We start from the raw sequence: 21,229 nt of genomic DNA, 5'->3' as shown, positions 1-21,229 counted from the left end.
TTCGTGGACAACCCGGGTGATATAAATGGGCCTTTCGCGTGACCTGGCTGCTGGACTCGCTGAATTCCCTGCTCTCAATCTTTCTGCTTGTTCGCATTGGACGTGAACTTGCGCAGGACGAACTCCTGTAGCAAAGCGTTGGCGACTCGGCCGCCGGTATTGAGGAGAGTGCTGTAGATGACCAATCCCGCTCCGCGCTCGCTCTCTGGATAGTAGAGATTTGTTAAAGAGGAAGCGATCAGATCGCCGCCGATGCTTGAATAATTGAACTGCCAGCGGCCATTGTCTCCCTTGCATCTGAATGGACTTGACATCGCGTGAAGCGCACGAGATTTTCCCGTTCCCGTGCCTTGGTAGAAGTAGCGCGGGTCCTGATGCAGAAGAGAAGGAAGAACAGCGCCGCCGATCATAATATTGGAGAAGCTATCCGCAAAGGCAGCACCGAAGCGCTGACCATAGCCCTTTGCACCTTGCTGGTAGTCGTGGTGGTTACCTGCTTGATCGAGTCCTGCGACGAATAGGTCGCCGGCGATGCTGATTACATCCGTTCCGGCCTTAAAGGCGAGCTCGTACTTCAGCTTCGTCGTAAGCGGTACGGTGTTCTTGTCATAGGCAACATAGAAGTTGGGAATGATGCCAAAAACACGCTGCGTCTCTGCGACCTTAGCCTGCTCGATAGCGAGTTGCTCGACCGTGGCGGCGCTTACTGTAGTCACCACCACGGATATCTTGAGCTTGATATCAGTCAGAGCGAACGCCTGCCCAGGGTTGAGGATGACGGGGGGCGAGGTCCAATCTGAGAATCCCTTTGCGCTAATAGTGATCTTGTAAGAAACTGCCGGGTTGAGATTCTTAAGCTCAAAAAATCCTGTCTTATCCGTTGTAACCGTATAAGGATCGCTCGAAGCTGGTTCATCCACTTTGACGATTGCCGCAGGAATAACGGCGCCATCAACATCAGTCACGATGCCGTTGATGCTTCCGCGCTGCGGCTCAGGCCCGACGATCGGTTGACCTCGCACAGCGATCGGAACGGCACAAACAATAAGGCTAATGAGGAGTTTACGGAGGCGCATAGATGTACTCCTGCGACGTCCCACTACGGTATGAGGTTTTGCTTAAGGCCACGGCTTCAGAGCCTGTCACTGAGCGAAGCCGAAGAATGCCGTGAGCACATGAACGATGAACGACTCTTAGCCCTGAGGTCAGTTCCCTACTACCCCAAAAAGTTAGATGCGGCAGCATCTTCGCGCGCACCCTACAAGCGGCGTACCGCGAGGCTATCACGACCATACTCCGCGGGCTACCTGCCTGTCCCCCTGAAAGGAGCCACCCGCATCCTTATTAGAATGCATCGACATCGAGGACGTCCCGCCGGTGTCCAGGGATGCAAAAAAAGGAAGAAGCTCTCCTAAGAGCGTCCTTACCTTCGTGGACAACCCGGGTGATATAAATGGGCCTTTCGCGTGACCTGGCTGCTGGACTCGCTGAATTCCCTGCTCTCAATCTTTCTGCTTGTTCGCATTGGACGTGAACTTGCGCAGGACGAACTCCTGTAGCAAAGCGTTGGCGACTCGGCCGCCGGTATTGACGAGAGTGTTGGAGAAGACCAATCCCGGTCCGCGATTGCTCTCAGGAAAGTAGAGATTTGTTAAAGAGGACGAGATCAGGTCGCCGCCCATGCTTGAATAATTGACCTGCCAGTGGCCGTTGTCTCCCTTGCATCGGAATGGACTCGACATCGCGTGAAGCGCGCGAGATTTTTTTGTTCCCGTGCCCTGGTAGAAGTAGCGCGGATCCTGATGCAGAAGGGAAGGAAGAATAGCGCCGCCGAGCATAATATTGGAGAAGCTACTTGTATAGGCAGCACCGAAGCGCTGACCATAGCCCTTTGCACCTTGCTGGTAGTCGGGAGTGTCAGCTGCCTGATAGATCCCTGCGAGGATTACGTCGCCAGCGATGCTGACTGCATCCGTTCCGGCCTTAAAGGCGAGCTCGTACTTCAGCTTCGTCGTAAGCGGTACGGTGTTCTCGTCATAGGCAACATAGAAGTTGGGAATGATGCCAAAAACACGCTGCGTCTCTGCTACCTTAACCTGCTCGGTAGCGAGTTGCTCGACCGAGATTGCGCTTACTGTAGTCATCACCGCGGATATCTTGAGCTTGATATCAGTCAGAGCGAACGCCTGCCCAGGCGTGAGCACGACAGGGGCGGAGGTCCAATCTGAGAATCCCTTCTCGCTAACAGTGACCTTGTAAGAGACCGCTGGCTTGAGATTGTTAATCTCAAAAAATCCAGTCTGATCCGCCGTTACCGTGTGAGATTCGCTCGAAGCTGGTCCATCCACTTTGACGGTTGCCGCAGGAATACCGGCGCCCTCATCATCAGTCACCGTGCCGTAAATGCTTCCCCGCTGCGCCTCAGGCCCGGCGATCATCTGTTGACAGCGCGCAGCGATAGGAACCGCAAAAAGAATAAGGTTGAAGAGGAGTATTCGGAAGCGCGTAGATGAATCCAGCGACGTCCATTTACGGAACTGGGTCAATTTGAGGTTGTCCTTTAAAGTCACGATTCAGAGCCTGTCCTGAGCGAGGCTGAAGGATCATGAGCGTATGAACGATGAACAGGACTTAGCCCTGATGTCAGGGCTCCGCTATACCTGGGTTTAGATGCAGGGGCCTCTCTGAAAGGTTCTGGCGTTCACAACTCTAAAGAAGAAGAATTACGCAAATACAGGAAAAATATCAGGTTATGAACCGGCTCGAAGTCACGCCTCGGCTCGGGTTACGTGACCCGCCTTTGAACACCGGGCGATCCATTCCCGACGCCCGATGTCCCGCCCGATGTCCCGCCCGATGGTCCGCTCTCCACAGTCGCCGTCTCACCGTGTTATGCCGTCTCTGTCTGATCTGCCGGCTAGTCAGCAGACTGACCTGCTACCCAAGGCTCCTCCGTCGCAGTAAAATATCTCCGATGGCAGGCCGCCTTCCGATCCGGTTGAAGCGCTTCCGCCACGGTCGCCCTGACCGCGGACGCTGCTGATCCTGCACCCACACTCCACTCGCATCAAAGTTTGATAGCCTTCACCCGTCGCCGTCCCTGTTGCTATATCCAGACGGCCCCACCTCGCGCGCCACCTCGGCGCACTGGAGAACGACGCTCATGCCTACCCCACACCCTGACTCCTTCAAGAGCAAATCCACTCTGAAGTCCGGCTCGACCGACTACTCCATCTTCCGCCTCAAGGCCCTCGCCTCCACAGGCGTCGACCTCACCCGCCTGCCGTTCTCTCTCAGAATTCTTCTCGAAAACCTCCTCCGTCACGAAGACGGCCGCTCCGTCACCGCCGACGATATCAAGTTCCTTGCCAACTGGGACCCCGCCGCCGAACCCTCGCGCGAGATCGCCTACATGCCTGCGCGCGTCCTCATGCAGGACTTCACCGGCGTGCCCGCAATCGTCGATCTCGCTGCCATGCGCGACGCCATGAAGACCCTCGGCGGCGACCCCGAGCGCATCAACCCGCTGCAGCCTGCAGAGCTCGTCATCGACCACTCCGTGCAGGTGGATGAGTTCGGCAACACCCGCGCCTACGACCTCAATGCCGCGCTCGAGTTCCAACGCAACCGCGAGCGCTACGCCTTCCTCAAGTGGGGACAAACCGCCTTCCGCAACTTCTCCGCCGTGCCGCCGGGCATGGGAATCTGCCACCAGGTCAACCTCGAGTACCTCGCGCGCGTCGTCTTCACTACCGCCGACAACGTCGCCTACCCCGACACCCTCGTCGGCACCGACTCCCACACGACGATGATCAACGGCCTCGGAGTCCTCGGTTGGGGAGTCGGAGGCATCGAAGCTGAGGCCGCCATGCTCGGCCAGCCCGTCTCCATGCTCGTCCCGCAGGTCGTCGGCTTCAAGCTCACCGGCAAGCTCAAGGAAGGCACCACCGCCACCGACCTCGTCCTCACCGTCACGCAGATGCTGCGCAAGCTCGGCGTCGTAGGCAAGTTCGTCGAGTTCTACGGCCCCGGCATCGCCGAACTGCCGCTGGCCGACCGCGCCACCATCGCCAACATGGCCCCCGAGTACGGAGCCACCTGCGGCATCTTCCCCGTCGACGCCGAGACCCTCAACTACCTCCGCCTCACCGGCCGCACTCCGGAGCAGATCGCCCTCGTCGAGGCCTACTACAAGGAGCAGGGTCTCTTCCACACCGCCGACGCTCCCGAAGCGCGGTACTCCGCGACGCTCTCGCTCGACCTCACCACCGTCGAGCCCTCCGTCGCCGGCCCCAGGCGTCCGCAGGACCGCGTCACACTCTCAAAGACCGCGGAGAGCTTCAAGGAACAGCTCCCCTCGCTTCTCGGCCCTAACGCCAACAGCCGCACCGTCCGCCAGCTCCTCCGCTGGGAGGGCGAAGGCGGCCACGCCTCGCTGAACGGCGACCTCGCCTCCGCCACCGGAGCGCCCGCGCCGGTCGTCGTCGCGCCCACCGTTCCCGTCGCGACGCTTGAGTCCAACGGCGGCAGCGTCGCCGTGCTCGACGCCCCGCAGGTCTCCATCCGCGGCCGCTTCGGCGTAGACCCCGAGCCATACCTCGACCACGGCTCCATCGTGATCGCGGCGATCACCTCCTGCACCAACACCTCGAACCCCTACGTCATGCTCGCCGCTGGCCTGCTCGCGAAGAAGGCCGTCGAGAAGGGCCTCTCAACGCCACCGTGGGTCAAGACTTCGCTCGCCCCCGGCTCGCGCGTCGTCACCGACTACTTCGTCAAGTCCGGCCTGATGCCCTACCTCGATGCTCTGCGCTTCCAGATCGTCGGTTACGGCTGCACCACCTGCATCGGCAACTCCGGCCCGCTGCCCACCGATGTCTCTAAATCCATCGAAGAGCACGGCCTCGTCGCCGTCTCCGTCCTCTCCGGCAATCGCAACTTCGAGGGCCGCATCTCCCCTGAGGTCCGCGCCAACTACCTCATGAGCCCCCCGCTCGTTGTCGCCTACGCACTCGCCGGGCACATCGGCCACAACTTCGACGCCGACCCGCTCGGCAAGGACAAGAACGGCAGCCCGGTCTTCCTGCGCGACATCTGGCCGACGCAGGCCGAGGTCGCCGCCACCGTCGCTTCCTCCATCGACTCCGAGATGTTCCGCCACGAGTACTCCACCGTCGCCGACGGCGACAAGAACTGGCAGAACCTCAAATTCCCCGCCGGCAACACCTACGGCTGGGAGGGCGACTCCACGTACATCCGCAAGGCTCCGTACTTCGACGGCATGAAGTCCGAGCCTGACGCGGTCGAGGACATCCACGGCGCCCGCGTCCTCGCAGTCCTCGGCGACTCCGTCACCACCGATCACATCTCGCCAGCCGGCTCCATCAAGCTCAACGGTCCGGCAGGCAAGTACCTCACCGAGCACGGCGTCAAACCAGCCGACTTCAACTCCTACGGCTCGCGCCGCGGCAATCACGAAGTGATGGTCCGCGGAACCTTCGCCAACGTCCGCCTGCGCAACAAGCTCGCCCCCGGAACCGAGGGCGGCGTCACCCGCCTGCTCCCTGAAGGCACCGGCATGTCGATCTACGACGCCTCCGTCGAGTACGCCAGGCGCGGAACTCCGCTCGCCATCCTCGCGGGCAAGGAGTACGGCTCAGGCTCGTCACGCGACTGGGCAGCCAAAGGCCCGAGGCTGCTGGGAATCCGCTTCGTCATCGCCGAGAGCTACGAGCGCATTCACCGCTCCAACCTCGTAGGTATGGGAATCCTCCCGCTGCAGTTCCTCCCCGGCAAGAACGTAGAGTCGCTGCACCTCACCGGCGAAGAGATCTTCCGGCTCGGAGCCGCCCCGGGCGAGCTGAAGGCGATGCTCGACAGCAAATTCGCGGACGGCCGCACCATCACCGTCATCGCTGAATCTGAAACCGGCAAGACCACGGAGTTCTGCGCCACGGTCCGCATCGACACCCCGCAGGAGATCCTCTACTACCAGCACGGAGGCATCCTGCAGTACGTCCTGCGCCAACTCGCCGCGAAGAACTGAAGCAGCGCAAAACTCACGCAGTGAAAGCGAAGAGGCCCGGAGTCATCCGGGCCTCTTTTGCTGTTGTCGTTGCTCTCTCAAACAGCCCCATCCAATCGGGTGCCCCATCCATCGCAGTCTCATCACGATGGGTGGGAAAGCAAACATCATCCTGGCCACGGAAGGGCCAGGTCACGGCGCCTTCAGTCCGCCTGTAGCGTCCTCGGATAAATTCTCTCCGCAATTTTGCGACTCAGTTCCGTCCCGAACCGTCTATCATCGCAGCATGAAGCGCTATATCGTCTGGTTGCTTCTGGCCCTCGGCGGCGCCATCTTCACTGCGGCGTCCGTCATCAACCTCATCGGGCACGTCACCGAGATCCAGCAGGCAGCCCCCCAGCTCACGCAGAACACGTTGTGGCGTCAACTCGCCACGGTCTCCTCCGTACGCAACTGGACCGTCATCTCGCTCCTGCTCGAAGTCCTGAGCCTCGGCCTCTGGCTTGAGTTCGCCAGCGCCTGGAACCGCGTCTCCCCTTCCCGCGTCGCCAGGCTTCGTTACATCATGGCAGGAGCCGCGGCACTCCTCGCGCCGTGCATCCTGCTGACCATCTTCGCGCTTGTGTAGCTCAGCGAACTAGAACCCGTCTCATAAATGCCTCAGTGTTGACTCTTTGGTGCCGATCCCATAGCGCCAACCTTCCGTATGGCCGACAACACTTCCAGAACCCTCGCGCCCCCGAAATACTTGTTGCTAAACAAGACTCCCAGATACGCCTGGGTGGCCCAAACACAGCTCTCCGATGGCACAATGATCAAGTCCATGGCCATCACCTTTCCCGTAGAAGTTTGTTTGATTGGAGCTGTCGGCAGCTTTTACCTGGGATTGCGTCTACGCAAGTTCAGGGTGCCCGATATTCCTCCAAAATCACGTGCTCATCTTTCCCGCGAAGAGCGGCAACACAAGATCAAGGTCGCTGAACGGATAGCCTACGCGAACGCGGTGCTTATGCTAGCGGGAGCCGCCTTGATTTCCTGGCTGGCAGGGTGAACGGGGGAGTATAACCGGCAAACCGGAAGTATGCTGAGGGCGGGCAAACCGTCTGGATTCGATTTATCAGACAGGTTCTAACCTGACAACGAACAACTAACAACTAGCTCGCCGGCTCCACGAGAAACTGCTCAATCTTCCCGTCTGCGGTCGTATACGTCGTCAGCCTGACGCCTTTGCCGGCGAACGCCACCTTGAACGACCGGAACGTCATCCCCCCGCGCAGCGACTCGCCATCGAGCGCCACGCTCTGGATCGCGCCCAGCGGCCCCAGACTGCTGGCAAAGTCGCCAATCGTCTCCTTCGAGAAGTAGAACCTGCAGTTCTCCGTCAGCAGACCTGGATCGATTTTGCCCTGCTGCAGCCCCGCCAGAATCTCCTTTGCCTGGGCCTCCGCAGCGGGGTTCTTGACGGCTTCGGTTGACGTGGCTCCCCCGAACACGATCGTCATGATTGCCCGTGCCATCATGACGGCCGCCGGATTCGCCTCCTGGTTCGTGAGCACCGCGACCGCCAGCTTGTCATCCGGATACACCAGATTCTCTGCCACAAAGCCGCCCACCTCGCCGGCGTGCTCAATCACTCTGTGTCCATCCTTTGCCTTCACGTCCACGCCCAGCCCGTAGTGCGTCCCGGTGCCGTCCTTGAGCTTCATCTCCGTCTCAAGCGCGTCATAGCTCCGCGGCTTCAGCAGGGAGCGATTGATCTCGCTAAGGTCCCACTCCAGCAGCGTCCGCACCGGCATCGACAGCGCGCCGTCGGCGAAGTACCAGCCCGGGGCCTCAAGGGTCGCTGGCCGCAGCGGGCCTAAGGCATTCCTCATATACCCGCGCGGCTCCATGCGGTCGCGGTCCGTGTCCAGATTCAGAACCTCCTTCAGCCCAAGTGGCCGCAACACACGCGCCTCCAGGAACTGCCAGAACGGCTCGCCGCTCACCTTCTCGACAATCAGCCCGGCCAGCACAAAGTTCGTATTGCTGTACTGCCACTTCGTCCCCGGATCAAAGTCCAGCGGCTTACCCGCCCACTCATGCACCACGTCGATCGGCCTCGTCGCCTTCGTCCACGCGGGAATCGTGTAGTCCTGCGGCGCATAGTCCTCATAGCCGCTGGTGTGGGTCAGCAGGTTCCGGACCTTCACCTCGTTGGCGCGCGTCAACTCCGGAAACCACTTCGACACCGGATCGTCCAGCGTCATCTTGCCATCCTCGACCAGCAGCAGAATGCACGCAGCGGTGAACTGCTTGCTGATCGACCCGATCGCGTAGTGCATCTCCGGTGTCGCCGCCAGCGTCGGCGCCGCGGCAGAATTCATCGCCCCATCGCTCCCCAACCGCGCCGCGCCAAACGCCGCCGTGTACACCACCTTCCCGCCGCGAACGATTCCCACCTCCGCGCTCGGAACACCGCTCTCCTGCATCACGCGATGGACCTCGGCCTCTACCTTCGCCTGCGTCGCGTCATCCAGCTGCTGCGCTCGCGCCGCCCCGCACATCGCTCCCAGAACCAGAACAACCCCGCAAACCTTCGCCGCTACGCTCCTGGCCATTCTTGCTCTCCCTTCGGATAACTTCTAATGTTCTCTTCTTGTTACACCAAAAACGTCCCCAGACACACCTCTTCGGTGCAAGCACGCGAATCTGGCCTGGGGACGACTGCAAAAATCAGCTGAAGCTTACTGCTGGGGAGGGCGAAGCGAAGTCGAGGCGCTCAGCTCCGACGAAGCGGGAGCCGTCGCTTTCGAGGAGTCGTGCGAGGGCCCAAGTCCGAGCTTGATGATGGCGCGCGAGTCCGGAATCAGCTTGGTCTGCCAGCCGTTGTCCGACTGATACTTCTGCATCGCCGCCTCGGTCTGCGCGTCCCAGTGGCCGCTGGCCTGCCCCGAGAGGTAGCCGAAGCGGATCAGCGCCGTCTGGATCTCCGTCGCGCGGCCGTCGTCAATCGAACGCTGCCCGATCATTCGCTTGGGGGTACTGGCAGTAGCCGTCGAATGCTTCTTGAAGAAGCGGTGCGAGGTCGGACCTCGTCGCGGATGTGCCATGGCCACGCTCGGAAGCGCAGTCGTAATCATAAGAACGGTGAGCAGAACTCGACCTGCAAACATTGCCGGGAAACCTCAAAACAAAAGATAGTTATCCAGAATTCTTATCCTGAATCCGCTCTTCGACTAACAATCTGCCATCGAATCCTAGTCCCAGACCAGCTCAGGTGCAACAAAAAAGGTCGTCCATTCGGGATTGCGGTCCTGGCTGCAACCCGACCGACGACTCTAGCGATTGAAAATAAACAAGTTGTATGGGGAGGGGGAGGAACCATCCTCCCCCTCCCTTGCTATCTTAACCTACGGAAGCGTGCCGCCCACGTAGGAGTTCCCGCTGTTCTTCTGCGTGGGGTTGTGGATCACGAAGACCACGTCTTCCTTGGACTTAAGGTCGTTGACGATCGTCCGGAAGCTGGCCAGGTCGGTCACCGGCTTCTTGTTGATCTCCGTGATGATCGCGCCCTTGCCGAGCCCGATCTCATCGGCGAACGAGCCCGCCTTCACGTCGGTGACGATCACGCCGCTGTGGATTCCCGTCCGCTGAGCAATCGTCGGCGGAATCGCGTCCACTCGGATCCCGAGCTTGTTCTGCCCGGCGTCCGACTCCTGCGGATTGGCATTTTCTTCGTTGTCGCCGCCTGTGATGTCGGCGTACGTCTTCGCGCGGTCGCCGATCACGACATTCGCGGTCTGCTGCTTGCCGTTGCGGAGGTAGCCGAGCCTCACGCTCGAGCCAACCCTGCGGGCAGAGATGTCGTTCACCAGATCGTCGCCGTCCTTGATCTTGCGGTCATCCACCGAGACGATCACGTCACCCGGCTGCAGTCCTGCCCTGGCCGCGCCGCCGTTGGCAGTCACCGTGCTCACCAGAACGCCATTGGTGAAGCCATACATCCGTCCCACAGCAGAGCTCAGCGTCGGCTGGAAGCTGATGCCGATCGAACCGCGAACCACCTTGTGCTCCGGTCCGATGAGCATGTTGTAGACGTTGGCGATCGTGTTCGACGGCATCGCAAAGCCAACGCCCTGCGAACCCATCGACTGCGTAAAGATCGCCGTGTTCATGCCGATCACGCTGCCGGACATATCCACCAGCGGGCCGCCCGAGTTGCCCGGGTTGATCGCCGCATCGGTCTGGATGAACTTCTGGAACTGTGACTGCGAGACACCGCTCGGGCCGGGCTCATCGATCGAGCGGTTCTTCGCCGAGACGATGCCCGCCGAGACCGTCTGCGAAAGTCCGAATGGGCTGCCGACTGCCAACACCCAGTCGCCCACCTGCGCGCCGTCCGAGTTGCCGAGCTTGATCGTCGGCAGAGGCTTCTCCGAATCGATCTTGATCACGGCGATGTCGGTGTCCTTGTCGACGCCGACCACGTGCGCCGGACGGCCCTCGTTGTCATTGCCGTTGTCCGGATCGGTCGAGAGCCGCACATAGATCTTGTCGGCCTTGTCGATCACGTGGTTGTTGGTGATGATGTATCCGCGTGGATCGACGATGAAGCCCGATCCAAGCGCGCGGCGCTCGCCGCCGATGGGGTTGCCGTCATCGTCGCCATCGCCACCGCCCTGACCGCCGAAGAAGCGGTTGAAGAAGTCCTGCATGTCGCCCTGCTGCTGGTCCTGGTCATCCCCTTGCGGAGGGCGCTGGCCGCGCCGGTGGACGCGAGCGTTCTGCTTCGGCAACGATTCTGTATTGATGTTCACAACGGCCGGTCCGACTTCTTTCACGACCTGCGAGAAGCCGTTGGAGAGTGTGCTGGGAGCGGGAATCGCCAGAGGCTTCGCATCGGAGCTGTTGACCGCCTGCTCCTTGCCACTCACGCCATGCGTGAGAACCGAGCCCACCAGAATCCCGGTAGAGAGCGTCGCGAGAAGCGCAAACGTCGTCGTCAGACGCTGATTTCGGATGCGATCCAGCAGAGTTGGAGAAGTGCTTGTCGGAGTTTCCATCTGTAAGTCGTAACCTCGTTAGTAGTACAGTTCGCCCTGAACCGTCGAAGAACAGGCGAAGAGTTAAGTATATCTGGGCAGAAGCCCTCGGTCGCTTGCCATTCGCTTGCGTGCCGTTCGCTTGTTAGACAGGCTCTACGGGCCTTCCAGTTGTTTAGACGCGAGGAGCATGCAAATGTATTCGCACCCTCACCCGCACACCCGGCACAGCAGAGCTCTCAGGTCAGCGTAAGTCCTTTTACGACGCCGGATGCGCGGCCACCGGCTCTGCAGACGGCAAAAGCTCAATCACGGCAATCCCCGCCAGAATCAGCCCCGCTCCAGCCAGTGAACGGAGACTCATTCGTTCGTGCAGAAACAGGAACGACGTCAGCCAGGCAAACACCGGCTCCAGCGTAAGCAGGATCGCCGTGTGGGTCGGCGGAAGATGCTGCTGCGCCCAGCTTTGGATCGTGAACGCCGCAGCCGTCGCCAGCACGCTTGTGATCCCCAGCGCCAGCACCAGCCGCGGAGTCACGCTGAGGTACAGTCCGCCTCCCAGCGGAAGCGTTATCGCCATCACCACGGCCGCCGCGCCGATCTGCAGCGTCGCAAGCTGCCCCGCCGGAATCCGCTTCGACGTGTGGGCAAGCGACAGCAGATGCCCCGCAAAGGCAAGCGCGCAGATCAGTGTCAGCAGATCCCCTGGCCCGATGCTGGTGAAGAGATTGCCCCACGAAGTCCCTGCCGGAGTCGTCAGCAGCAACAGCCCCGCAAACGCAAGCAGCGCTCCCGCCCCGGCCGTCCATCGCGGAGTGTGCGTTCCCTCCGGCCGCAGTGCGGGGAACACCGTGAGCAGCGGAACAAAGACCACTACCAGCCCCGTGATGAACGCCGACTTCGCCGCCGTCGTACGCGCCAGGCCCAGCGTCTGAAACTGATATCCCGTCGCCAGAAGCGCTCCGACGATCAACCCCGAAAGCAGCACGCGGCGGTTAAGCCTTTGAAGCACACGACGATTCACCGCCACCAGCACCAGCGCCGCCAGAGTCATGCGAAGCAGATTGAAGACCAGCGGAGACGCATCGTGCAGCGCATCCTTCACCAGCGCAAACGTTGCTCCCCACACCATGACGACGCCGAGCAGAAGCAGGTGCGCGATTGCGGAGGGGCTCAGCCGGCGCACGTCACTATCTCCCGCAACGGCGCAGGGTAAGACCCGCAAATGCGCTGACTGGAAAGGGGTTCACTCGGTCGAGTGTACCCCAGCCGTGATCTGGGTCGTCGCCAGCAGCGTGAGCAGAACGCGCCGCAGCGCCGTCTCGCGCTGCGTGGGGTCGTACCACTCCTGCAGCGTGTGAATGTTGCCCCCCGCCCCTCCCGTGCCGAGCGCAATCGCCGGTATCCCCAGCGACAGCGGGATGTTCGCGTCGGTCGAGCCGAGCCGAGGCTCAGTCCGAAGATTCAGATGGCGATCGACCGCGCGCAACGTCTCGAGCAGAACCGAGTCCTCGGCGAGCATCGCCGCCGGGCGGGCGCCAATTCTCTCCATCTGCACACTCGGTGCACCCGCGACGCCAGCCGGCGGCAAGCTCCCGGCCACCGTCTCCTCGAAGATCCGCCGGATCGCTCCCGCGACCATCTCCAGAGCCGCTGGATCGGTCGAGCGCAGGTCAAGCAGCGCCGACGCCGACGAGGGAATCGAATTCACCGAAGTCCCGCCCGCGATGTGCCCAACATTAATCGTCGTCGGCGGAGTGGCCGGAAGCGGAAGCGCATCGATCGCCGTCAGCGCACGGCTCAGCAGCATAATGGGATTCGGCGTGCCCGCATCGCTCCACGAGTGGCCGCCGGGCCCCGTCACCGTCACGCGAAAGCGCAGGCTGCCCAGCGCGCGCGTGACGACAGCCGACGTCCCGCTGCCCTCCAGTGCAATCGCGGCAGCGATGCGGTCGCGGTACGCTCCGCGCCCGAAGAGATGCCGCATCCCGCGCAGGTCGCCCTCACCCTCTTCGCCCACATTTGCCGCAAACAGAATCGGAATCGGCGGCACAATCTTCGCAAAGCGCAGTGCCGCCGCGATGCCGAGCAGCCCGGACAAACCCGCCCCGTTGTCGCAGATGCCCGGAGCATAGATACGCGCGCTGTCCGCCTCTTCCATCGGCTCGCACGGAGTCCCCGCAGGAAAGACCGTATCCAGGTGCGCCGAGATCAGAATGCACGGCGCCTCGCGGTCTCCGTCCTCCGGAGCCAGCTCAGCCAGCGCATTGCCCTCCTGGTCGAGGTGCACATTCGAGAGCCCCAGCGCATGAAACCGCTCCAGAAACCACGCCGCCCGTTCCGATTCGCCAAACGGCGGCGCAGGAATCCGCACCATCTCAAGCTGCCAGCGCCGAAGCTGCAGCTGATGCAGATGGAGCCAGTGAAACGCCCGATGCACCGCCGTAAGCGCCGCAAGCCGCACGATCCGCTGATGTGCCGAGAGAGACATCTGCTCTGAGAGTAGCAAGTCAGCGGTCGGTAGGTCAGAAACAGCGGCAGCGGCATTCCGAAGCGCAGCAGGGATATGACCTGTCGCTTAGTAGTGCGCTGCTTCGGTCTCGCCGTTTGGCCAGGCGAATGGAATGTTGTCCACCTTAACATTCGTGGTCGTTGGGCTTTCCGGAGCGGAATGCCACACAGGAAGATTTACTTCGTGGGTTCCGGAATAGAGATGGTGATCTTATTTGACTTGAAGCACTCCGGACCTTCGCGTTGCGTGGCGCAATAATATCCGACCACGGTGTATGTGCCGGGAGCGAGCTGGTAGTCCATGTCGAGGTACCCGACCATGAGGTTTTTGGACCCGTGAGCTGGGATTACATCCTTCGGCGGCCCTGTACTCGGGATGCCTCGAGGTAGTGTGGGGGTGTAACAGTCGAGGAAGAAATTGACATAGCATCCAGTATCAGTCGTGGGAGCGCGTTCCCCGGTCTTGCTGTTGAACACATCGTAGAACTGCTGGGGGTTGACGTAGACCAGCTCGTGGTCGGATATGTTGTGAATGACGGCCCGAATCGCGATGAACGGTTGCGGGGAGTTGCTGGCCGTATTTTTGAACTGGATGCCGGGCTCGGGTGCCACCTGCTGGATTACCTCCCTTGCGAAGGGCGAGGATTCAGCGATTTCGCGGTGGACCGCGCCGCGCCGCTCGTAGGCCGGACTGGGGTGCCCAGTTATCGGTGCCTCCTGTATGCCTGACGCGATGAAAGCCAACAAAACAAGAACGCTCTTCATGCTCCTATTCTCCCTGCGTCATTTGGTATTGAATTCGCCAACAGTATCAATTTCGCCACGAAGACCCGGGTGCCCCATCCATCGCAGTCCTAGGTGCGCGCGGCCTCCCGGCGTTTGCGTCGCCGATAACCGGGAGTGATGTATTCAAAGTCCTCGAGGCTGAAACCGATGGGCGTTCCGCACTTCAGGCAAACGCGATAGCTCTTGCCATCCTGGGTGAATGGGAGGGCCGAGTGATGACGCTCCGGATGACTGCAGCCGAAGATGAGATTGATGAGTTTCTCGAACATGCTCTGGGCTCCTTGCCAAGTGTGGTGGGACAGAGCCCAGCCAAGGTGAAACAGGCGATGTGCAGCTCCGCGTAAGCAAGCCTGCAAGGATAGTGGCGATGATAACGCCAAAGACCCCGCCCACAACATAACCAATTCGGAACCCTGCCGGAGACTCCACTGATGCCTTGCTAAAAGCCGCACAGCGGCTGCCACTCTGCCGAAGGCCCGAGCGTAGTCCGCAGGACGAAGCGACCCGCGATGCCAATCGCGCCACATAAGGTCAATTAGAAGTAGATCTAGTTCTCCGGCCTTATCAGATATCTACTCTCCCGCAGATGCCGATGGAGGTTGGCCAAATGGAAGAGGTATTGATGAAAGCCTGCCGCCATCAGCTTCATCATCCTTTCCCTCTTTCCCACTGCCGCCATGAGATAGCATTCTCTGCCTATGGCTGAATAGAACTCAATGTTGTGCCGGTCCTTGTTTTGGTTTTGAAAGAATCCGGCGTAGAGAAGAATGTGCGCACCGGCTGACTCCATCCAGAGAGGGTTCTTCGCGCGGGTGAGCTGCCGCATCATCAGTTCAGCAATCTGGGTCAGATCCGCGAACTGCCGGAACTCCAGATCGCTGGGGTTGTAATCCCGAGAGAGGATCTCCCTCCGATCTACCGATTGCAGGCAGAAATGACCAAGCACGCTTGCAAGATAGACGCCCGTAGAGTCGCGAATCTGCGACCACTGCTTACTTCCTATCACTTCATGAAGGTGTGAGACCCAGAAGTTAAGAGCCTGCTCTTCCGTGACACCATATAGCTCCTCAAAATCGTGAGTAGATGGCATATCGGTAACCCCCCAAGCCCTGGGTTTTCCCAACAATATGCCTATTTTCATCCTGTGGAAATATTTAATTTGCGCGCTGCATCCAGCAGAGCACTTTCGCCTCGTACACGGCTGAATTCGTCTATTCTCGCCTAATGCAGAAAAGCGGTCGGTCGAGCGTCATGCGGAGTGGACGAGATGGGACAAAGCATAAAGAAATCGAGACACAGTTCCGTACAGAGATGATGACTTTCATCGAAACAGGGAACGACCTCAGCACCGTCGCTTTGAAGGGTCAACTCTATGTTGAGTATTGGCTGAATGAAGTGATGCTTGCTACGTGGGGTGACAAGGCTTCCGAGATGGTGAACCAGTTCGCTTTTGCGAAGAAAATTACTATTGTCAAAGCAACTGGACTTATCGACAATACGCCGAAACACTTACAGCCTTGTCTGAGAGGAAGATTTACTTCGTGGGTTCCGGAATAGTGATGGTGATCTTATTTGACTTGAAGCACTCCGGACCTTCGCGTTGCGTGGCGCAATAATATCCGACCACGGTGTATGGGCCGGGAGTGAGCTGATAGAACATGTCGAGGTTCCCGGCTTTCACATTTTCGATAGATCCGTGAACTGGGATTACATCCTTCGGCGGCCCTGTACTCGGGATGCCTCGAGGTAGCGTGGGGGTGTAACAGTCGAGGAAGAAGTTGCCATAGCAGCCGGCAGCTGTGGTGGGAGCGCGTTCCCCGGTCTTGATATTGAACACGTCGTAGAACTGCGCGGGGTTGACGTAGACCAGCTCGTGGTTGGATATGTTGTGGATGACGGCCCGGATGGAGATCTTGAACTGGTTGCCGGGCTTGGGAACGACCTGCTGGATTACCTCCCTTGCGAAGGGCGAGGATTCAGCGATTTCGCGGTGGACCGCTCCGCTCCGCTCGTAGGCCGGACTGGGGTGCCCGGTTATCGGCGGCTCCTGTATGTATGACGCTACTAAGGCCAATAAAACGAGAACGCTCTTCATGCTTCTATTCTCCCTGCGTCAATTGGTATTGAATTCGCCAACAGTATCAATTTCGCCACGAAGACCCGGGTGCCCCATCATCGCAGTTTCATCGCGAAGGCTGGGAGTACGATTTCACCACTGACGCCTTGCTTAAGGGCACGGCTTTAGAGCCTGTCCTGAGCGGAGTCGAAGGATGCCGAAAAAGCCGCCGCGCGGCGGCTACCACTCTGCCGATGGCCGGAGCGAAGCCCGAAGGGCGAAGCGACCCGCGATGCTATTGGCGCCAAGTCGTCCAAGGGAAAGCGCCTAATACTCCACATCCAACAAAAACAATCCCTGCGGAGGAGCCGTAGGCCCAGCCGCCGGCCTGCTCCGCGCCGCCAGAATCGCCGGAACCGCCCCCGCCGGCGTCCTACCGCGCCCCACGTCCACAAACGTCCCCACAAGATTCCGCACCATGTGGTGCAGAAACCCCGACCCCGTCACCCGATACACCAGCAGTTCGCCATCGCGATGCCAGCCGGAGCGATGAATCGTCCTCACCGCCGTCTTCACCATCACCGACGAGTCGCCCGCGTCGCCAAGATCATCCTCGTCTGAATCTTCGCCATTATCACGCGCCGCCAGATCAGGGTCCGTCGCGGCAAACGAAGTAAAGTCATGCGTCCCCACAACGTGCGCCGCTCCTTCATTCATCGCCGCCAGATCGAGCGGCCACGTACAGTTCCACACATAAGGAGCGAGCGTCGGCGGACAGATCGCCTGCGTCGCAATCCGGTATTCATACGTTTTGCGCACCGCACTGTGCCGCGCATGAAAATCCTCGCCCACCTCTTCAACCCGAACCACCCGAATGCTCGGCGGCAAAGAATGATTCAGCGCTCGCTGCAGGTTCGACCCCGGAATCGGCGACGCCAGCGTGACCGACGCCACCTGCCCCAGCGCATGCACACCCGTATCCGTACGGCCCGACCCCTGCGGCAGCACATGCTCGCCGGTGATCTGCTGGATCACACGCGCCAGAGTGCCCTGCACGGTAGGGAGGTTCGGCTGTATCTGCCATCCGTTATAAGGAGTGCCGTCGTAGGCGAGGGTGAGCTTCCAGTGAGGCATCGGGACTAACTGCACCCTACCACGCGACCATCGTCCCCAGAAAACCTTGTCAAGCCCCAAATCCCACTAAGCATCACAAATCAAGCAACTTACGCATGGCAGACCAGTTTCCCCAAGTTGGTACAATAGAAGTAGGTAAGGCCTGGGAATCCTAGGCCTCTTCTATTTTGTCCGTAAACCATTTGAATAGAATACTTTACCAATAAGTTATTTCGATAGAAGACTTTACCATGCAAGTCCGGACCTAAGCCTAATCGATTGAAGATTTTGCACGAAAACCGGTAGGGCGGGGCACCCCTAAAACTCAACCCTCAGCCCCACCTGCACCTGTCGCTCGCCGGAACTGCCCGCCGAGGCCGCGGTGAAGGTCCCGAAGGGCTGCTGATTGAGCCCTTCGGTCGCTATCGCCGCAGCATCCTGAAAGATCAGCGGCGTGACCCCGGCCACCGGAGTGCCGACGAGAAACGCACGCTGCACGATGCCGGAGTAGTTGACGTGATTGGCCACGTTGAAGACCTCCGCGAAGGCCCGCGCATGGACGTGCTCAGTCATCGGAACGGTGCGGCTGAGCCGGAGGTCAAGGTTCGCCGTATCGGGCAGACGCAGCGTGTCGCGTCCAACGGTGGGAAGGTAGACCGCGCCGCCCGACCCGTTGATGCTCTCGCGGCCGCCGCTGAGCCGAGTGCCGCCGAAGATCTCGTAGCTGTAAGGCCGGCCGCTCCGCTCGGTGAAGATGCCTGCGATGCTCCAACCGCTGCCCGCGCGCTGCAGCCACAGTTCTGGCACGCGGAGACGTGGCGTCCACACAGCGCTGGCGACGAGCTTGTGAGGAAAATTGAGCCGCGAGAGCCCCTTGTCGTACGCGACGCTGAACGGGTCGGTCTGGTTGTTGATTCGCGGCGCAGCGCTGCTGCTCTGGCCGTAGTCGATAGCTTTGGCCCACGTCCATGAGGCGCGGAAGTCGAGCCCGCCGCGGCTCCTGCGCCGCGCCTCAAGCGAGAGCGCGTTGTAGCTCGCGTTGGTGTTCGAGACGATGTCCGTCACCGGCCCATAGTTCGCGCTGATGCGCTGCGTGTAGACCGGCAGCACAAACCTCTCGCCGTCCCGCACGCCCACCGCGCCGGTTCCGCCCTGCAGTTGAAAGACTCTGGTCGCCGTAGACGGAGCGATGTTGATATCGACCGAGTTGGGAAGCTGCCGGTCGAGGTTGACGAGATACGCCGCGCTCGCCACAACTCCCGCGCCCACCTCGCGCTCGACCGAGAGGCTGCCCTGCTCGACCATCGGCAGGCGAAATCTGCGATCGAAGACCGTCGCCGTCGTCGTCAGGCCGACCGCTGCCGGCGGAGTCGTGACATAGGAGCACGCATATCCAAAGCCCTGGCTCACCGCCTGCGGACAGTATGTAACCGTGGAAGGCGTAATTCGTACGTGGGTGGTCGAGGACCCGGTCGCGGTGTTCGCCAGCGCGCTCTCGATGGTCGCTCCCGGCAGAATTCCGTAGTAAACCCCATAGGCGGCGCGCACAACGCCATGGCCTGAGCCGAGCGGCTCCCACGCGACGCCCACGCGCGGCCCGATATTGTTGCGGTCCTCGGGAAAGACGCTCGTCGCTCCCACGTGACTAAAGACGGCGTCCAGCGCTGCGTTGGGCTGCTGCGGCAGTGGCTCGAGCTCGTACTCGTAGCGAAGCCCGAGGTTGAGCGTGAGCGAAGGGCGAACGCGCCAGTTGTCCTGCACAAACGCGGCCCACTCCTGCGTGCCGAACGAGACCTCCGGCTGCCCGAAGCTCTGCGTGTAGGAACGAAAGCAGAACTCATGCACCGGCGCGTGGATCGACGGACAACCGCCGCTGGGATACGCATTGACGTTGAACGTGTAGTCGGTGATCCAGTCGACCAGGCCCCCGGCGTGCCCGCTGGTTGTCCCGCTGTCGTAGTGGAAGGTCCCCTCGGTGTTGTTGAGCGCGTCGATGCGATCATGCACGGCGCTGAAGTCGAAACCCGCCTGCACGAGATGCCGTCCGTGCGCCCACGAGACGAGATCGGCGGCCTGCAGCCTGCTCTCCTCGGGGAAGGCTTTGCGGCCCAGCGCAGCGGGCGTGCCGAAGATGAACCCCTGCGGGCCAATCGACACCTCAGGCGCGTAGCCTCCGGGGCCAATCGCCGGCTCCTGCGGCAGCGGCGGTTGCGGAAGCTGGTACTGCAGCTCGTGCCCGTAGGCGACGCGCAGCTCATTCGTCACGGCAGGTGACGCGACCCACAGCCAACGCACGAGACCCGCATCCACGCTGGCGTATGCGCTGCCAAAGCTCGCTCTGCCACGATCGACGACAGCTGAGGTTCGCAATCCAGCGGGCGAGCTCGAGTGTGCGCGGTTATACTGCGCGCTCAGCCGGTGCCTTTCGTTCGCTTGCCAGTCGAGCTTGCCGAAGTTGATCGTCTGGCCGCTGCGGCGAGCGAGCGTTCCGGTGAGGCTGTCGAGGTAGCGCAGCGCCGCATCGGTCTTCGCCGCGCTGACGCCGCGGTGGGCGAGCAGCGCCTTCTGGGTTGCGGTGAGCGAGAAGAAGGCTGGGTCGGCGGGTGAGGAGATCGCCGGAAAATTGCGCCGCCGCTGATCGTACGCGTAGAAGTAGAAGAGCCGGTCACGGATGGCAGCTCCGCCAACACTGCCGCCGAACTGCTGGCGGAGATCGTGCGGCTTGACGGCCGCGCTCACCGGCGCGCCTCTGTTGTAGTGCGTGGCGATGGAGAAGGGATTCGTGGCTCCCCATGCGCTCTCGCGCGCGCTGTAGAAGCCGGTGCCGTGCAGCGTGTTTGCGCCGCCGCGCGAGACCGTCGTGATAATCCCACCGGAGCCGTGGCCGTAGAGCGCAGTCTCATCCTGCGAGCTGATGCGGAACTCACGCACAGCCTCCTGCGAAAAGGTGTACGCTGTGCCGGTGTGGCGGCGCGCGCCCTGGTTGAGCCCGACGCTGCCGGTCTCGCGCTGCTGCTCATCGCTGCCCTCTTCCGCGGCTGCGCTGTCGGCTCCGCGAGGCACGGCGTTGAAGCTCTGGTCGCTGTTCATGCCGTCGATGGCGGTGCTGTTCTGCGTGACGGCAAGGCCGCGGAAACTGAGCAGGTTGTCGCCCTGCTCGTTGGGGTTTGCGGTGGGAGTGAGCAGCGCGGCGTCCTGCCAGCGGCGGCCAAGGGAAGGCAGTTGATTGAGCTCCGCCTGGGTCACGACGCTTGTGATCGCTGTGGGGGGCGCGGGCGTCACGCCTTTTGGTGAATCGTCTTCCGGCGGCGTCACCGTGATGTTCGTCGAGACGCTGGCAGCAGGCAGATGCACCGGAACACTCGTGACCGTGCCGAGTTCAACAAGGACGTTCTGGAGGGTGACGATCGCGAATCCCGGCGAGGTGATGGTGATCTCGTAGTCGCCGGGAGGAAGGCGTGCAGCGAGGAACTCGCCGCGCTGGTCGCTGGTGGCCTGCTGCTCGAGCGCAGTCGCGGGATTGCGAAGGCGGATGCGCGCACCCTGAATCGCGGCGTTGCCCGCGTCAACAACGGAACCCGAGACGGCCCCGTCAACCGCGGTCTGGGCATAGCCGGCAACGCCGAGCCCGAACAGCAGCAACCACAGGAACCTCAAAGCAGCCGCGCCTGACTCCGCGCGGCATGGACCAGCCCGCATGCTTTACCCGTGAAT

17 protein-coding genes are annotated in these 21,229 nt (G+C 61.1%); 4 read left to right on the top strand and 13 right to left on the bottom strand.

Annotated elements, in window-relative coordinates; all coding sequences use genetic code 11:
- Positions 1 to 74: 74 nt before the first annotated feature.
- A complete protein-coding gene (locus OHL16_RS10110) occupies positions 75 to 1,076 on the bottom strand; it encodes a carboxypeptidase-like regulatory domain-containing protein (protein WP_263366998.1) in 1,002 nt (333 codons plus the stop codon).
- Positions 1,077 to 1,502: 426 nt separating this feature from the next.
- A complete protein-coding gene (locus OHL16_RS10105) occupies positions 1,503 to 2,546 on the bottom strand; it encodes a carboxypeptidase-like regulatory domain-containing protein (protein WP_263366997.1) in 1,044 nt (347 codons plus the stop codon).
- A 617-nt stretch (positions 2,547 to 3,163) separates the two neighbouring features.
- Here OHL16_RS10105 and acnA point away from each other — a divergent pair.
- The 3 genes from acnA to OHL16_RS10090 all read left to right on the top strand — a co-directional run bounded on the left by acnA (position 3,164) and on the right by OHL16_RS10090 (position 7,076).
- A complete protein-coding gene (acnA, locus tag OHL16_RS10100; RefSeq protein WP_263366996.1) occupies positions 3,164 to 6,046 on the top strand; it encodes an aconitate hydratase in 2,883 nt (960 codons plus the stop codon).
- Between the two features lie 265 nt (positions 6,047 to 6,311).
- Positions 6,312 to 6,653 (top strand): hypothetical protein, encoded by a 342-nt coding sequence (locus OHL16_RS10095; RefSeq protein ID WP_263366994.1) that lies wholly within the window; start codon positions 6,312 to 6,314, stop codon positions 6,651 to 6,653.
- Between the two features lie 195 nt (positions 6,654 to 6,848).
- Entirely contained in the window at positions 6,849 to 7,076 is a 228-nt protein-coding gene (locus OHL16_RS10090) for a hypothetical protein (protein WP_263366993.1), read from the top strand.
- Between the two features lie 103 nt (positions 7,077 to 7,179).
- Here OHL16_RS10090 and OHL16_RS10085 read toward each other — a convergent pair whose 3' ends face one another.
- The 8 genes from OHL16_RS10085 to OHL16_RS10050 all read right to left on the bottom strand — a co-directional run bounded on the left by OHL16_RS10085 (position 7,180) and on the right by OHL16_RS10050 (position 15,436).
- Positions 7,180 to 8,625, bottom strand: a complete 1,446-nt coding sequence (locus OHL16_RS10085; RefSeq protein WP_263366992.1) for a serine hydrolase domain-containing protein — start codon at positions 8,623 to 8,625, stop codon at positions 7,180 to 7,182.
- 126 nt (positions 8,626 to 8,751) lie between these two features.
- Positions 8,752 to 9,180 carry a peptidoglycan-binding domain-containing protein gene (locus tag OHL16_RS10080; RefSeq protein WP_263366991.1) on the bottom strand — a complete coding sequence of 143 codons (429 nt, stop codon included), beginning with the start codon at positions 9,178 to 9,180 and terminating at the stop codon, positions 8,752 to 8,754.
- A gap of 237 nt (positions 9,181 to 9,417) precedes the next feature.
- Entirely contained in the window at positions 9,418 to 11,070 is a 1,653-nt protein-coding gene (locus OHL16_RS10075) for a trypsin-like peptidase domain-containing protein (protein WP_263366990.1), read from the bottom strand.
- 238 nt (positions 11,071 to 11,308) lie between these two features.
- Positions 11,309 to 12,235, bottom strand: coding sequence for a DMT family transporter (locus OHL16_RS10070; protein WP_263366989.1), 927 nt, complete (start codon positions 12,233 to 12,235; stop codon positions 11,309 to 11,311).
- A 60-nt stretch (positions 12,236 to 12,295) separates the two neighbouring features.
- A complete protein-coding gene (locus OHL16_RS10065; protein WP_263366988.1) occupies positions 12,296 to 13,540 on the bottom strand; it encodes a M20/M25/M40 family metallo-hydrolase in 1,245 nt (414 codons plus the stop codon).
- 197 nt (positions 13,541 to 13,737) lie between these two features.
- Positions 13,738 to 14,325 (bottom strand): hypothetical protein, encoded by a 588-nt coding sequence (locus OHL16_RS10060; RefSeq protein WP_263366987.1) that lies wholly within the window; start codon positions 14,323 to 14,325, stop codon positions 13,738 to 13,740.
- Positions 14,326 to 14,414: 89 nt separating this feature from the next.
- Positions 14,415 to 14,615, bottom strand: coding sequence for a hypothetical protein (locus OHL16_RS10055; protein ID WP_263366986.1), 201 nt, complete (start codon positions 14,613 to 14,615; stop codon positions 14,415 to 14,417).
- A gap of 278 nt (positions 14,616 to 14,893) precedes the next feature.
- Positions 14,894 to 15,436: a hypothetical protein gene (locus OHL16_RS10050; RefSeq protein ID WP_263366985.1), complete on the bottom strand. Its 543-nt coding sequence runs from the start codon at positions 15,434 to 15,436 to the stop codon at positions 14,894 to 14,896.
- Positions 15,437 to 15,657: 221 nt separating this feature from the next.
- Between OHL16_RS10050 and OHL16_RS10045 the strand changes: the two genes are divergently transcribed.
- Positions 15,658 to 15,903, top strand: coding sequence for a hypothetical protein (locus OHL16_RS10045; RefSeq protein WP_263366984.1), 246 nt, complete (start codon positions 15,658 to 15,660; stop codon positions 15,901 to 15,903).
- On the opposite strand, the gene OHL16_RS10040 is transcribed toward OHL16_RS10045, so the two are convergent.
- The 3 genes from OHL16_RS10040 to OHL16_RS10030 form a co-directional block, all read right to left on the bottom strand.
- On the bottom strand, positions 15,881 to 16,441 hold the full coding sequence (locus OHL16_RS10040) for a hypothetical protein (protein ID WP_263366983.1): 561 nt from the start codon (positions 16,439 to 16,441) through the stop codon (positions 15,881 to 15,883). The two genes, OHL16_RS10045 and OHL16_RS10040, sit on opposite strands and share 23 nt — an antisense overlap.
- Positions 16,442 to 16,729: 288 nt before the next feature.
- Complete coding sequence (locus OHL16_RS10035) at positions 16,730 to 17,536, bottom strand: tRNA pseudouridine synthase A (protein ID WP_263366982.1); 807 nt, start codon at positions 17,534 to 17,536, stop codon at positions 16,730 to 16,732.
- Positions 17,537 to 17,833: 297 nt separating this feature from the next.
- Positions 17,834 to 21,157, bottom strand: a complete 3,324-nt coding sequence (locus OHL16_RS10030; protein WP_263366981.1) for a TonB-dependent receptor domain-containing protein — start codon at positions 21,155 to 21,157, stop codon at positions 17,834 to 17,836.
- Positions 21,158 to 21,229 lie beyond the last annotated feature (72 nt).

Origin of the sequence: Edaphobacter bradus (assembly GCF_025685645.1) — a bacterium.
Classification (GTDB): Bacteria; Acidobacteriota; Terriglobia; order Terriglobales; family Acidobacteriaceae; genus Edaphobacter; species Edaphobacter bradus.
This window is presented reverse-complemented; position numbering and strand designations above follow the sequence as displayed.